The 13,252-nt window shown below is 66.9% G+C and carries 12 protein-coding genes; 1 reads left to right on the forward strand and 11 read right to left on the reverse strand.

Annotated elements, in window-relative coordinates; translation table 11 throughout:
• The first annotated feature begins 142 nt into the window (after nt 1–142).
• Entirely contained in the window at nt 143–799 is a 657-nt protein-coding gene (locus MJ122_RS06650; RefSeq protein ID WP_239743131.1) for an alpha/beta family hydrolase, read from the forward strand.
• On the opposite strand, the gene MJ122_RS06655 is transcribed toward MJ122_RS06650, so the two are convergent.
• The 11 genes from MJ122_RS06655 to MJ122_RS06705 form a co-directional block, all read right to left on the reverse strand.
• On the reverse strand, nt 783–1,061 hold the full coding sequence (locus tag MJ122_RS06655) for a gamma-butyrobetaine hydroxylase-like domain-containing protein (protein ID WP_088418461.1): 279 nt from the start codon (nt 1,059–1,061) through the stop codon (nt 783–785). The two genes, MJ122_RS06650 and MJ122_RS06655, sit on opposite strands and share 17 nt — an antisense overlap.
• Nucleotides 1,058–2,029 (reverse strand): HEAT repeat domain-containing protein, encoded by a 972-nt coding sequence (locus tag MJ122_RS06660; RefSeq protein WP_239743133.1) that lies wholly within the window; start codon nt 2,027–2,029, stop codon nt 1,058–1,060. Before MJ122_RS06660 ends, MJ122_RS06655 begins: the two co-directional genes overlap by 4 nt.
• Complete coding sequence (locus MJ122_RS06665; RefSeq protein ID WP_239743135.1) at nt 2,026–2,874, reverse strand: ABC transporter ATP-binding protein; 849 nt, start codon at nt 2,872–2,874, stop codon at nt 2,026–2,028. The genes MJ122_RS06660 and MJ122_RS06665 overlap by 4 nt, the downstream gene beginning before the upstream one ends.
• Nucleotides 2,871–3,659 (reverse strand): ABC transporter permease, encoded by a 789-nt coding sequence (locus MJ122_RS06670; protein ID WP_088418467.1) that lies wholly within the window; start codon nt 3,657–3,659, stop codon nt 2,871–2,873. The genes MJ122_RS06665 and MJ122_RS06670 overlap by 4 nt, the downstream gene beginning before the upstream one ends.
• 59 nt (nt 3,660–3,718) lie before the next feature.
• Complete coding sequence (locus tag MJ122_RS06675) at nt 3,719–5,125, reverse strand: ABC transporter substrate-binding protein (RefSeq protein WP_239743137.1); 1,407 nt, start codon at nt 5,123–5,125, stop codon at nt 3,719–3,721.
• 254 nt (nt 5,126–5,379) lie between these two features.
• Nucleotides 5,380–5,625 (reverse strand): ferredoxin family protein, encoded by a 246-nt coding sequence (locus tag MJ122_RS06680; RefSeq protein ID WP_081517023.1) that lies wholly within the window; start codon nt 5,623–5,625, stop codon nt 5,380–5,382.
• Nucleotides 5,626–5,914: 289 nt separating this feature from the next.
• Nucleotides 5,915–7,666 carry a fumarate reductase/succinate dehydrogenase flavoprotein subunit gene (locus MJ122_RS06685; RefSeq protein ID WP_239743139.1) on the reverse strand — a complete coding sequence of 584 codons (1,752 nt, stop codon included), beginning with the start codon at nt 7,664–7,666 and terminating at the stop codon, nt 5,915–5,917.
• Nucleotides 7,663–8,412 carry a GntR family transcriptional regulator gene (locus MJ122_RS06690; protein WP_239743141.1) on the reverse strand — a complete coding sequence of 250 codons (750 nt, stop codon included), beginning with the start codon at nt 8,410–8,412 and terminating at the stop codon, nt 7,663–7,665. The genes MJ122_RS06685 and MJ122_RS06690 overlap by 4 nt, the downstream gene beginning before the upstream one ends.
• 162 nt (nt 8,413–8,574) lie before the next feature.
• Entirely contained in the window at nt 8,575–9,462 is an 888-nt protein-coding gene (locus MJ122_RS06695) for a TauD/TfdA family dioxygenase (protein WP_239743142.1), read from the reverse strand.
• A 215-nt stretch (nt 9,463–9,677) separates the two neighbouring features.
• Nucleotides 9,678–10,583 (reverse strand): TauD/TfdA family dioxygenase, encoded by a 906-nt coding sequence (locus tag MJ122_RS06700; protein ID WP_239743144.1) that lies wholly within the window; start codon nt 10,581–10,583, stop codon nt 9,678–9,680.
• Between the two features lie 57 nt (nt 10,584–10,640).
• Entirely contained in the window at nt 10,641–13,007 is a 2,367-nt protein-coding gene (locus MJ122_RS06705) for a TonB-dependent receptor (RefSeq protein ID WP_239743145.1), read from the reverse strand.
• Between the last annotated feature and the right edge of the window lie 245 nt (nt 13,008–13,252).

Below are 13,252 nucleotides of genomic sequence, written 5' to 3' on the forward strand. Positions count from 1 at the left end.
ATTTGTTTGCCAGTTCCGATGAAGAGGCGAACGACATCCACTCCGCTGTTGTCATGGCAAACCCGCGACAAGCCGTGCCTGCCATGATGTGGGATACTGCCGGGCCTACAATGTGTAGTCCCGTTCGTCCCAAGGAAAGCCCATGTGCGCCGAAGAAGAACGCAGCACGCAACTGATCGATGGGCCGGCGGGCAAGTTGCAGTTGCTGATCGACCGGCCGGGTATGCCGCCGCAGGGCATCGCGCTGATCAGCCATCCGCAGCCGCTGCTCGGCGGCAGCCCGAAACACCGCGTGCCGCTGGTCCTGTCGCGCAAGCTCTGTGGTGCTGGCTGGTTGACCGTGCGGCCGAGTTTCCGTGGCGTGGACGGCAGCGAAGGCGAGTACGCCGAAGGTATCGGCGAGGCACAGGACATGCTCGCCGTGATCGCGCACCTGCGCAGCGAGTACCCCGAGCTGCCGCTGGCGCTGGTGGGCTTTTCCTTCGGCGCCTACGTGTTCGCCCGCGTGGCCAGCGAGCTGTCCCCGCCTGCGGACGCCATCGCGCTGATGGGCTTGCCGGTGGGCACCGTTCCCGGTGGGCGAGACTACGAAGCGCAGGAGCTGCCGGCCGATTGCCTGCTGCTGCACGGCGAGGCGGACGAGATGGCGCCGCTGGCCAACCTGCTGGACTGGGCGCGCCCGGCCCAGCGCGAGGTGTGGCTCTACGCCGGCGCCGACCACTTCTTCAAGGGTTGCCTGGAGCGCGCCGTGGAACGCGTGCTGGAGCACCTGTCGCGCGCGATCAGCCGAGTCCTCTGAGATACGCCCAGGGGTATATACCCCGGTCGTGACCATCGTCGAACACCAGCTGAACGCCGTAGCCTTGCAGGTTCAGTGCCTGCAGGGCGACGTCGGCCTTCACCAGGTCGATGCGTCCTTTCAGCCGGCCCGCCCGGCATGGCGAGCAGGGGCAGGCGCCGCGCAGACGGGCGAAGGCGATGCACTGTTCGACGCCGTCGTCCCAGCGGATGCGCAGCTCGCCGGCGGCGCTGGATCGGTGCAGGCCGACCGGCGTGTTCATGCCGATTGCTCCAACTGCGTGAGCGCGATGCGCACGGCCTTGCGGACCTCCGGGTCGCCGTCTTGTTCGGCGCTGCGCAGCGCGTCGAGGGCATCGCTGCTGCCCAGTTCGCCCAGGGCCAGCGCGGCCTCCTTGCGCAGGTTGCTGATGCCGTGGCCGAGCACGACGATCAGGCCTGGCAGCGCCGGCAGGTAGCGCAGCTTGCCCAGTGAGCGGGCGGCGCGCAGGCGCACCTGCCAGAAGTCGTCTTCCAGTGCCCGGGCCAGGGCTTCTCCGGCTTCCGGCAGCGCCAGTTTGCCCAGCGTGCCGGCGGCTTCCTCGCGTACCTGCCAGGCCGGGTCGGCCAGGGCCGCCTGCAGGGCCGGAAGTACGCTGGCATCAATGGCCAGGCCGAGGGCGCCGGCAGCCGCGCGGCGGACTTCGGCGTCCGGGTCGTCGCGGGTCAGGCGTGCCAGGTGCGGCAGGGCGTCGGTGCGCCTGAGCCAGCCGAGGATGCCCACGGCTTCACGGCGCACACCGGCGTCGCTGTCGTCCAGCGCATTCAGGGCGGGTTCGGCGGCATCTTCCAGGCGCAGCTCGCGCAGGGCGCGCAAGGCGCTGCGACGCACGAAAATGTCGGCATGGTTCGCCCACGGCAGCAGGCGCACACCGGCTTCGGCGGTCTTCAGCTCGCTCAGGCTCTGGGCCGCGGCTTCACGCACGTCGTTGTCGCTGTCGGCGAGGGCCTGGCAGAGGGCGTCCACCACCGTGGGTTCTTCCCAGGCTTCCAGCAGGCGCGCAGCCTCGGCGCGGACGCTGGCGGCGGCGTCATGGTTCAGCGCGTGGGCGAGCCAGGGCAGGCCATCGGGATCCTCCAGGTCGGCCAGCTCGATCAGGGCAATGCGGCGCACGCTGGCGTCGGCGGCTTGCAGGCGCGGTTGCAGGTCGAGGATGTCTGGGTTGTCGGTGCTCAGGTCGAAGGCAGTCATATGGCGAATCGCGGTATCCGTTGGGGAGTGGGCAGGCCCAGGGGCGTCAGGCGTGGCAACTGGCGGCCGTCTTCGTGGCGCAGCAGTTCCAGGCAGTGGCGCTTGAGCCGGGAAAATTCTGGCGTGGTGAGCAGGTCGGCGTGGCGCGGGCGCGGGAAGTCGAGGCGGATGTCTTCGAGGATGCGGCCGGGGCGCGGGCTCATCACCAGGATGCGGTCGGCGAGGAACAGCGCCTCGTCGATGTCGTGGGTGATGAACAGCACGCTGGTGCGCAGGCGCGTCCAGATGTCCAGCAGCAGTTCCTGCATCATCATCCGTGTCTGCGCGTCGAGGGCGCCGAAGGGTTCGTCCATCAGCAGCAGGCGCGGCTGGTTGATCAGCACGCGGGCGATTTCCACGCGCTGCTGCATGCCGCCGGAGAGCTGCGACGGCCAGCGCTCGGCGAAGCCGTTCAGGCCCACCAGCTGGAGCATCTCGTCGGCCTGGCGATGGCGCTCGGAGCGGGCCACGCCGCGCATCTTCAGACCGAAGGCGACGTTGTCGCGCACCCGCCGCCAGGGCAGCAGGGTGTGGTGCTGGAACACCATGCCGCGCTCGGGGGAGGGGCCTGCGACGGTTTGGCCGTCCACTTCCAGCTGGCCGGCGCTGGGCGTCAGGTGCCCGGCCAGTGCGCCGAGCAGGGTGGACTTGCCGCAGCCGGACGGGCCCAGCACGCAGACGAATTCGCCCGGCTCGATGGAAAAGCTCAGGGACTGCACGGCCTCGAAGGCGTCGCGGCCGCTGCCCAGGTGGATCGACAGACCGTCGACGCGCACGCACCCGGGTGCGCTGGCGGGCAGGGTCATGGCTTGCCTCCGGCCTGGCGCTGCCAGGGTGTGGCCAGGGCGCCGAGCTGGCGCACCAGCAGGCTGCTGGCCATGCCGAGCACGCCGATCAGCAGCATGCCGACCACGATGTCGGGGTAGTTCTGCAAGGTATAGGACTCCCAGGTGTAGTAGCCGATGCCCCATTGCCCGGAGATCATCTCGGCGGTCACCAGGCAGAACCACGAGGTGCCCATGCCGATGGCCAGGCCGGTGACAATGCTCGGCGCGGCGCCCGGCAGCACCACCTCGCGCAGCAGCGCCAGGCGGCCGGCGCCGAGGCTGCGGGCGGAGGCGAGCAGGCGCGGGTCGACCGCCTCCACGCCATGGATGGTGTTGAGCAGGATGGGGAACAGCGCGCCGGTAAAGGTGATGAAGATCATCGACAGCTCGGAGCTGGGGAACATCAGGATCGCCAGCGGAATCCATGCCACCGCCGGGATCGGTCGCAGCACTTCCAGCGGCGGCAGCAGGCTGTCGCGGGCCCAGCGGCCGCGGCCGATGAGCAGCCCGAGGAGAATGCCGGCGAAGGCCGCCAGCAGGTAGCCGGCCAGCACCCGCAGCAGGCTGCTGCCCAGGTGGCGGCCGAGCTTGCTCGATTGCGCGAGGTTCCAGGCGGCATCGAGCACGTCGCGTGGGCCGGGTACGTTGGCGAAGGTGACCAGACCGAGGTCCACGTGCCGCGCGCTGAGCACCTGCCAGAGTGCGAGGCAGGCCAGCAGCGAGGCCAGGCGCAGGCTCCAGCGGGTGAGGGTGGTGCTGTTCATCATCGTTCTCCGTCGAGTCCCGGCGCACGGGGCGCCGGGTTTTTACCCGAGTGGCTGCCTCAGCGGCTGGCCACCGCCCGCTGGCTGGCGGCGGTGAAGTCGGCGACCTCTCCGCCATGCTGGCGGGCGAAGGCGTCGGCCTGCTCGCGCAGCAGGAAGGCATCCAGCGCGCCGTCCTTGCCGCGCACGAACCACGCCTGCCCGGCGAGCAGCTTGATGCCGCTGTCGCTGGCCTGGGCATACACCGCGCGGATGTCCTTGCCCTGTTGCTTGAGTTCGGCCAACTGGCCCAGCGCCTCTTTGGCGGTCGCGTAGCTGCGCACTTTCGGCTCGCCGCGCACCCAGATCTGCGCGACCTTGCGGGTATCGCTGATCGGTTTGCCGGTCAGCGCGTCGTTGCCCAGCAGCGGCTGCTGCGCGTAGTTCTTCAACGCAAGGTCGTAGTCGGCGCCGGACGCCTTGAAGGCCGCACGGATATAGCGGTCGTCGACGAACTGCTCGACGTTCAGCCCGCGGTCGGCCTTCTTCAGCAGCTTCAGGGTGTCGATGGCGGTGGCCACGGCCTGGCGGTATTCCGGCTTCCAGGTCAGGTCGCGGGTCTGCAGGCCGAGCGGGCCATGGAACAGGTAGTTCACCTCGGCGGGGATGCCGGCGACCTTCTCGATCAGCTCGCTGTATTTCTCAGGCTCCTTGGCGAGCAACTGGTTGGCCTCGTAGGTCGCGCGCAGGTAGGCCTCGACGATTTCCGGGTACTGCTGCGCGTAGTCGGCTTCGACCAGCGCGCCGTGGAAGGTCGGCGCCTTGGCTTGCGATCCGTCATAGATCTTGCGGGCGATGCCACGGCTTTCGAACAGCTCGGCAAAGGGCACGAAGTCGGCGTGGGCGGCGATCTTGTTGGCCTGCAGGGCGGAGCCGGCGACTTCCGGCGGCTGCGCGATGATGGTGACGTCCTTCTCCGGGTCCCAGCCCTGGGCGGCGATGGCGCGCAGCAGCAGGCCGTGGGCGGTGGAGGCGAAGGGTACGGAGATGGTCTGGCCCTTGAGTTCGGCCAGCGACTGCACCTTGGACGCGGCGGGGACGACGATGCCGTTGCCGCTGCCTTCGATGCTGCCCGAGAGCACGCTGATGAACAGGCTGCGCTTGCCGGCGGCCTCGTGGGCGACGCCGTTGAGCGAGCCGGGGAAGTCGGCCATGGCGCCGAAGTCGAGCTTGCCGGCAAGCATCTCGTTGGTCAGCGGCGCGCCGCTGGTGAAGTTCTTCCACTGCACGTCGTACTGCGCGTCCTTGTACGCGCCGTCGTGGGGCAGGTACTTGTCGAGCAGGCCGAGTTCGCGGATCAGCAGGCCGCCGGCGGCGCAGTTGATGGTGGTGTCCTGGGTGCCGATGGCGACGCGAATCGTCTCTGCGTGGGCGGTGATGCTGGCGATGGCCAGCGCGAGGCCGGCCAGGGTGGTGCGCAAGGTCATGGGGGTTCCCCTCGAATCATCAGTGTTGGAATCGTCTCCGCCGCGGGTCTACGGTGGGAAACGAGGGGCGGTGCATCAGGCGTCCGGTCGTTGGCCGGTAGCGTTTCTTGTTCAGGTGATGGGTATCGCTTCGCTCCACGCCATCCTACGAAGCACCGTAGGGCGAATAACCTGGAACAGGTTATCCGCCGGTACCTCGGTGGCGGATAACGCTGGCGCGTTATGCGCCCTACGGAGCTAATGCGGTTGCCGGATCAACGCAGGAGGTAAGGAATCTCGACCTTCACCGCGCCAGTCGGGCAGTCCTTCTCGCAGGGCATGCAGTACCAGCATTCGTCGAAGGCCATGTAGGCCTTCTGGGTGGCGGGGTTGATCGCCAGCAGGTCCATCGGGCAGACCTCGACGCAGACGGTGCAGCCCTTGTCGGCGATGCACTTGTCCTCGTCCACCGTCACCGGGGCGCTGGAGCGAAAGAAGATTTCCTGGGGTTGGTAGGCCATTGCACGCGGTCCTCATGGTGTTGCTTGCCGGCCGTCGTGGCGGCGGGCTGGTTGTTCAGGTCGTGGGTTCGGCGCGGTGGCTCGTTACCCTCTCCCCAGCCCTCTCCCTGAAGGGAGAGGGGGCTTGATCGTGCCGGCGGACAACACTGCGCCCGCCGGAAACCTCCGTTAATGCCGAGCTTTCGTGCTCGTCGGAGGACTCCATCGTTGCCGCTCGCACCGGACAGCTCCCTCTACCGCTTGCGGGAGAGGGCGGGGGGAGAGGGGCTTTTCGAGCAGCCGAAACGCCTCAGGCCGCCTCACTCTTAACCCGCAGCCGCTCATAGGCCTGCTGCTCGTCCTCATCCAGCGCGATCACGTAGGGCTCGATGGGTTTCTTGAAACTGGTCATCACACCGTCCTCGCCTTTCTTCAGGTGCGCATGGCATAACCACTCGGCGTCGTTGCGCAGCGGGTAGTCGACGCGGTGGTGGTACAGGCCCCAGCGGCTTTCCGTGCGGAACAGCGAGGCGCGGGCGGCCATCTCGGCGCAGTCGCGGATCACGCTGACTTCCATGGCGCGCATCAGCTCGTGGGGAGTGTTGGCCTTGAGCTGGTCGAGGTCGCGGGCAATCTCGGCGAAGCGCTGCAGGCCAATCTCCATCTTCCTGGTCACCTTGGGCGGCTGCAGGTAGTCGTTGACCATCCGCCGCAGCTTGTACTCGACCTGCGCCGGCGGCAGGCCGTGCTCGCGCTTGAGCGGGGCGAAGACGCGTTCGCGCTCGCGCTCGACCTGGGCGGAGTCGATCTCGCTGAACTCTCGCCCGGCCACGTACTGCGCGGCGTTGGCCCCGGCGAACCAGCCGTAGGTGAAGGCGCCGAGCATGTAGTTGTGCGGCACGGCAGCCATGTCGCCGGCCGAGTACAGGCCTTTCACACTGGTCTCGGCCTTCTCGTTGACCCACACGCCGGAGGCGGAGTGGCCGGAGCAGAAGCCGATCTCGGAGATGTGCATTTCCACCATCTGCTGGCGGTAGTCGGTGCCGCGCCCGGCGTGGAACTGTCCACGGCTGGGGCGTTCGTTGCTGTGGAGGATTTCTTCGATGGTCTGGATGGTTTCCTCGGCCAGGTGGTCCAGCTTGAGGAATACCGGGCCGTTGCCGCCTTCGAGCTCCTGGTGGAACTCCCACATCATCTGGCCGCTCCAGTAGTCGCACTCGATGAAGCGCTCGCCCTTGCTGTTGGCGGTGTAGCCGCCCAGCGGGCCGGTGACATAGGCGCAGGCCGGGCCGTTGTAGTCCTTGATCAGCGGGTTGATCTGGAAGCACTCCAGGTTCGAGAGCTCCGCCCCCGCGTGGTACGCCATGGCATAGCCGTCGCCGGCGTTGGTGGGGTTCTCGTAGGTGCCCATCAGGTAGCCGGACGAGGGCAGGCCCAGGCGCCCGGCGGCGCCGCAGGCCAGCACCACGGCCTTGGCGCGGATGACCTGGAACTGCGCAGTGCGGCAGTCGAAGCCGAGCAGGCCGTTGACCGCGCCGTCTGCGTCGGTGAGCAGGCGGGTGGCCACAAGACGGTTGGTGATCTCGATGCGTGCACGCTTGAGCTGGCGGTACAGCACCTTCTTGATGTCGTGGCCCTCGGGCATCGGCAGCACGTAGGCGCCCATGTGGTGGACCTTCTTCACCGCATAGTCGCCGACTTCGTCCTTCTCGAACTTCACGCCCCAACGGTCCAGCTGCTGCAGGGTTTCGAAGCTGTGGGTGGCGTAGGCGTAGACCGCCGCCTGGTTGACGATGCCGTCGTTGGCGATGGTGATTTCCTTGGTGTACTGCTCGGGCGTGGCGTGGCCGGGGATGATGGCGTTGTTAAGGCCGTCCATGCCCATGCTGATGGCGCCGCTGCGCTTGACGTTGGCCTTGTCCACCAGCAGCACGCGCAACTCGCGGTTGGCTTCCTTGGCCTTGATCGCGGCCATCGGGCCAGCGGTGCCGCCGCCGATCACCACGATGTCGTAGGCGAGTTCCTTGTCCTCGGGAATCTGGGAGAGGTCGAACTGGCTCATTGCTGCGGTCCCTTGTGGCGGTCGATGCGCAGGCGGTACTGGAAGGCATCGCCGCGGTAATAGAGGTGTTCGTAGTCCAGCGGCGTGCCGTCGGCGGTGTGGGTGAGGCGCTCGATGCGCATCACCGGCGAGCCTTCCTGCACTTCCAGCGCGCTGGCCAGTTCCGCGTCAGCGAGGATGGCGTCGATGGCCAGATCGGCGTGGCCCAGGGGCAGGGCGCAATCGTTCTCCAGGATCAGGAAGATGTCGCGGCTGACCAGGTCGGCCTTCTCCAGGCGCTTGCCGACGTGCTCGGGCAGCCAGGTGACTTCCAGCGACACCAGCTCGCGATTGACCAGGCGGGCGCGCTTGATCTGCACCACGTTTTCGCCCTCGGCGACTTGCAGCCGTGCGGCGACCTGGGCGCTGGCGGGCACGGTCTTGAAGCTGCGCAGGCGGTTGATCACTTCATAGCCGCGCTGGCTCATGGATTCGCCCAGGCCCTGCAGGGTGCTGACGTTCTGGAAGGCCTTGGGCTTGGCGACGAAGGTGCCCTTGCCATGGATCTTGAAGATCAGCCCTTCCTTCTGCAGATCGCCCAGCGCCTGTCGCACGGTGATGCGGCTGACGTCGAAGGCCTTGCCCAGCTCAGCCTCGGAGGGCATGCGGCTGAGCGGCGGATAGCTGCCGTCGAGGATGCGCGTGCGCAGGATTTCCTTGAGCTGGCTGTAGAGAGGAACGGGAGAGAGGGGAAGTAGTTCGGCCATAGTTCATAACTTGTTATGACGAGTTGCCGAAACTATAAAAGGAATAATTGACTCAGGACAAGAAACGATTTGGCATAAGCGTAGAGAGCGTTGTCTTCGGGACCTGGTCTTCGGGACCAGTAGGGCGGATAACGCGTCAGCGTTATCCGCCCTGCCTTCGCATCAGAACGGCCGGCTGCCCGACAGGCTGATGCGCTTCAGACGACGCTTCTCGCTCGCCGGGAAGGCGTTACGGCCATGCAGAACGGCTTGGTTGTCCCACCAGACGATGTCGCCCACCGACCATTTATGGCTGTAGATGAGTTCGGCTTTCTGCAGGTGCTCGCGCAGCTTCTCCACCAGCGCCGCGCCCTGTTGCGGATCGGCGCCGGGGATTTCGACCTCGGTGTGCACGGAGAGGAACAGCACGCGCTTGCCGTTCTCCGGATGGGTGCGCACCAGCGGATGTTCGGTGCCCTGGATGGGCTCGATCTCCGGGGTGCGGTAGCGCACGAAGGTGCCGTTGTAGCCGCCGCTCTTCAGACGGATGAAGGGGTTGTAGTTGATCAGCCGGAGCGGGTCGATCTCGGCACGGGTCGCCTCGTCCAGTGTCTCGTAGGCGCGGGCCAGGTTGGTGAACTGGGTTTCGCCGCCAGTCTTGGGGACTTCCAGCGCATACAGGAAGGAGCCGGAGGAGGGCACCGGCGTCCACTGGTGGTCGACGTGGGCCGGCAGGGCGAAGTTGCCCAGTTCGCCGTCCTCGGTGTTGGCCACCTTGACGATGTCCGGGGCCTTGCCATCGGTGCCGGAGGACAGCACCGGGATGTCCGTCGGCGGCTGGAACACCGCGCCGAACAGGGTGGCGAAGCGCAGGAATTGCTGATCGTCGAGCTGCTGGTCCTTGAAGATCAGGATGTGGTGCTCGCGGTGGGCCTGCTTGATGGCCAGGATCTGCTCTGGCGACAGCGGCTCGCGGGCGTCCAGGCCGCGTACTTCGGCGCCCAGCGGGGCGGCGAGGGGGACGATGGCGAAGGGTTCGGGGGTGGATTGCTGGAGGGCGGATTGGGTCATCTTGCAGTGCTCCGTTCAGGCATGGTCGGCCCTCTCCCTAACCCTCTCCCTGAAGGGAGAGGGGACTGGATCGGCGCCAGGTGAAACCAGGGTGCAGGCCGGTAAACGAGGCAACAGGACTGCACGCGAAACTCGCTTCACGCGGAAGCTCCCTCTCCCTTCAGGGGGGGACGCCTAGTTAGAGGGCTGGGGAGAGGGTGAATGGCAGAGGACCATCAAACCTTCTTGATCGTCCGGCTGCGCTGTCCGTCGACGCCCACTGGCACGTCGCCGTCGAGCGTCACGCGGCGCACGATGCGCGGCTGGGTGCCGTAGTCGTCCACGGCGTAGTGCTGGGTCGCGCGGTTGTCCCAGATGGCCACATCGCCCGGCTGCCAGCGCCAGCGCACGGTGTTCTCCAGCCGCGTGACGTGGCTCTGCAGCACGGCGAACAGGTGCGCAGAGTCATGCTGCGAGAGGCCCTTGAGGCGCTTGACGAAATGCCCCAGCAGCAGGGTCTTCTCGCCGCTGACCGGGTGCACGCGCACCACCGGGTGCTCGGTCTTGTAGACGGTGGAGGTGAAGATCTTGCGGTATTCCTCCAGGCGCGCCGGGTCGACATTCGGCCGCACGCTGGCGTAGTCGTATTCGTTGCTGTGCACCGCCCAGAGCGAGTCGGCCAGCGCCTTCAGTTCCGGCGACAGGTCGTCGTAGGCCGTGGCGGTGTTGGCCCATACCGTGTCGCCGCCAGACTCCGGGGCCACCACGTTGCGCAGGATCGAAGCCTTGGGGTAGGCCTCGACGAAGGTCACGTCGGTGTGCCAGGAGTTGGCGCGGCGGCCCTGGGCGCCGTCGAGCTCCAGCAGGTAGTGGGTGCCTTGCTGCACCGGTACGGTGGGGTGCGCCACCGGGTTTCCGAGCCGCTTGGCGAAGGCCTCCTGGCCCTGATCGTCGAGCTGCGTCTGGCCGCGGAAGAAGATCACCTTGTGCTTCACCAGCGCGGCCTGGATGGCGTCGACGGTGGCGGCGTCCAGCTCGCCGGAAAGCTTCACGCCGCGAATCTCGGCGCCGATGCGGCCGGCTACCGGATGGATGTCGAGGCTGACTGCGTGCTGCTGGATAGCTTGTGCTGCGTTGCTCATCTCATCGTCCTCTTGCTGTGGCAATGGCGCCGCGCCCGCTGGCGCGGCGGATGGGGATCAGAAGTCGTAGCGAACCGAGGCGCCCAGCGTGCGCGGCTGCCCCACCGAGGCGGTGTAGGAGCCGTTGATGCTGGCGAAGGCGGCCAGGTAGTAGTCCTTGTCGAAGGCGTTCTTCAGCCAGACCGACGCGTCCAGCTGGCCGTCGCCGATGTCCTTGCGCAGGCCGACGGAGAAGTTCGCCAGGCCGTAGCCGTCGATCTTCGAGAGGTCGGAGTTGTCCAACGTGCCCTCGGCCTCGGAGCGGTAGGAGTAGCTGCCGGTCACGTAGGGGCGGATGCCGTCGTCGAGGTTCCAGGCGTACTCGCCGTTGAGGTTGGCGATCCACTTCGAGGCACCGACCACGCGTTGCCCGGTGAGGTCGCAGGTGGCCGGGGCATTGGGTTGAGTGGAGACTTCCGCCGGGCACGGGGCGTCCTTGAACGACAGGTAGGTGACGTCGTTGTAGGAGCCGTTGAAATTCAGCGTCAGGCCGCGGATCGGCAGGGCGGTCGCCTCGAACTCCAGGCCGCGCGAGCGCACGCTGCCGGCGTTGGAGAGTACCGAGACCAGCTGGGTCGAGCCCGGAGGCTGGTACAGGGTGGTCGCCTGGTAGCCGTGGATGCCGGTCCAGAAGAGGTTGGTGTTGAGTTGCAGGCGGTTGTCGAACAGGGTGGTCTTGATCCCCAGTTCGGCGTCGTTGGCGCGTTCCGGGCCGACCAGCAGGGAGTCCGCGCCCGCCGTCGGGGCACTGCCCACGGCCAGGTTCACGCCGCCGGATTTCTCGCCATGGGCCAGCGAGGCATAGCCCAGCAGGTCGTCGGTGAACTGGTAGCTCAGGCTCAGCAGCGCCGAGGGCGCGAAGCTGTAGAGGCTGAGGTCGCCCGAGTCGTAGGCGCCCAGCTGGTTGCGCCGCACCACGGCGCCCGCGCCGGTCACGGGGGCGCCGCCCACCGGGTCGAAGCGTTCGACCTTGGCGTCCTTTTCCTCGTAGGTGCCGCGCAGGCCAGCGGTGAAATCCAGCTTGTCGGTCAGGTGCCAGGTACCCTGGGCGAACAGCGCGAAGCTGTCGGTCTCGATCTTGCCGTTGGCCTTCGAGTAGGTGTTGTTCAGGGCGTTGAGGTTGGTGCCGAGCAGGTAGCGGTCGGCCAGAGGGCCGTAGTCGGTGAAGGTCTTGTTGCCCAGGTTCTGGTTGAACGCATAGGCGCCCAGCACGTAGTCGAAGAAGCCGCCGGTGGGCGAGGCCAGGCGGATTTCCTGGGAGAACTGGCGGTCATGGACTTCCACGCCGGTGTTGTTGATTGCCGAGACGTTGAGCTGCTCGTCGTTGGCCGGTGTGAAGTGCCAGTAGCGGTAGGCACTGATGGAGGTCAGCTTGTAGCCGCCGTCGAGGTTCCAGTTGGCCTCCACCGAGCTGCCGCCCTGGTGCACGCTGACGTGCTGGCGGCTGTTGATATTGACCTTGTGCCGGTCCGGATCGCGGATCGGCGAGGCGCCTACCGCGGCGGCTCGCTGCCAGAAGCGGTCGGCGGCGCCGTAGACGACCATGCTGCCGTTGCTGGAATCCTCCTCGTTGTAGTCGTTGATCCAGCGCAGGTCGAAGTCCTCGTTGGGCTTGAACAGCAGTTGCCCGCGGATGCCCTGGCGCTCGCCGCCGTTCAGGTAGTTGTCGTCGTGGATGTTCTTGATGTAGCCGTCGTCGCGGGTGCGGTAGGCGGACACGCGCCCGGCCAGGCTGTCGGTCAGCGCGCCGGAAACGGTTCCCTTGCCCTGGAAGTAGCCGTCCTGGCCGCCGGAGACCTCGACGCTGCGTTCCGGCGTGAAGGTCGGCGCGCGGGTGCTGATGTTCAGCACGCCGGCCGTGGTGTTCTTGCCGAACAGCGTACCCTGCGGACCGCGCAGCAGTTCCAGCTGCTCGATGTCGAGCAGGTCGAACACCGCCATGCCGGGGCGGCCGAGGTAGACGTTGTCCAGGTAGACCCCGGCGCTGCCCTCCAGGCCGTCGCTGGCCGGGTTGTTGCCGATGCCGCGCACGGCGATGCTCGACTGCCGCGCATGGATGAAGGCGACGTTCACGCTGGGCAGGATCTGCTGCAGGTCCTGCACCTTGTAGACGCGCTGGGTTTCCAGGGTCTCGCCGCCGACCACGGTGATCGGCGTGGGCACTTTCTGCGAGTCCTCCTCGCGGCGGCGGGCGGTGACGGTGACCTTGCCCAGGGTGGCGTCGGCCTTGGCCGGCGCGGCACTGACGGGCTTGTTGGTCTCACTGTTGCTGGCGTCCTCGGCTTCCTCGGCGAATACCGGCAACGCGCCGCCCAGAGCCAGCAGCACGATGGCGTAGCGCAGCCGGTGGAGTTTGAAAGGGAAGGGCGAATGTCTCGAAGTCATGCTGTGTCCTTGTCTGTCCGCGCCTATCGCGGGCAAAAGGGGGCCGCGCCACGCAGCAGTGGCGAACGACGTTTTTCCTGGAAGGGGGGTGCGGCTTTGGCTGTCAGCGACAGCGGGACAGGCACATTCGCGAAGAAAGGAGGTGCAAGGCTGGCATCGGGCGACTCCTGGTCTGAGCTATATTCTTAGTTCATAAAAGAATAGATGTTTGTTTTATTCTTCGTTGACGGAATAAGAGCTTGCAT

Source organism: Pseudomonas sp. DP-17, assembly GCF_022380625.1.
GTDB classification, from domain to species: domain Bacteria; phylum Pseudomonadota; class Gammaproteobacteria; order Pseudomonadales; family Pseudomonadaceae; genus Pseudomonas; species Pseudomonas nitroreducens_A.

Bases quoted from the DNA above. Each gene is read 5' to 3' on its own strand.
- MJ122_RS06665 (WP_239743135.1), bottom strand. From the start codon at position 2,874: ATGACCCTGCCCGCCAGCGCACCCGGGTGCGTGCGCGTCGACGGTCTG.
- MJ122_RS06675 (WP_239743137.1), bottom strand. From the start codon at position 5,125: ATGACCTTGCGCACCACCCTGGCCGGCCTCGCGCTGGCCATCGCCAGC.
- MJ122_RS06680 (WP_081517023.1), bottom strand. From the start codon at position 5,625: ATGGCCTACCAACCCCAGGAAATCTTCTTTCGCTCCAGCGCCCCGGTG.
- MJ122_RS06695 (WP_239743142.1), bottom strand. From the start codon at position 9,462: ATGACCCAATCCGCCCTCCAGCAATCCACCCCCGAACCCTTCGCCATC.
- MJ122_RS06670 (WP_088418467.1), bottom strand. From the start codon at position 3,659: ATGAACAGCACCACCCTCACCCGCTGGAGCCTGCGCCTGGCCTCGCTG.
- MJ122_RS06705 (WP_239743145.1), bottom strand. From the start codon at position 13,007: ATGACTTCGAGACATTCGCCCTTCCCTTTCAAACTCCACCGGCTGCGC.
- MJ122_RS06700 (WP_239743144.1), bottom strand. From the start codon at position 10,583: ATGAGCAACGCAGCACAAGCTATCCAGCAGCACGCAGTCAGCCTCGAC.
- MJ122_RS06660 (WP_239743133.1), bottom strand. From the start codon at position 2,029: ATGACTGCCTTCGACCTGAGCACCGACAACCCAGACATCCTCGACCTG.
- MJ122_RS06650 (WP_239743131.1), top strand. From the start codon at position 143: ATGTGCGCCGAAGAAGAACGCAGCACGCAACTGATCGATGGGCCGGCG.
- MJ122_RS06685 (WP_239743139.1), bottom strand. From the start codon at position 7,666: ATGAGCCAGTTCGACCTCTCCCAGATTCCCGAGGACAAGGAACTCGCC.
- MJ122_RS06690 (WP_239743141.1), bottom strand. From the start codon at position 8,412: ATGGCCGAACTACTTCCCCTCTCTCCCGTTCCTCTCTACAGCCAGCTC.
- MJ122_RS06655 (WP_088418461.1), bottom strand. From the start codon at position 1,061: ATGAACACGCCGGTCGGCCTGCACCGATCCAGCGCCGCCGGCGAGCTG.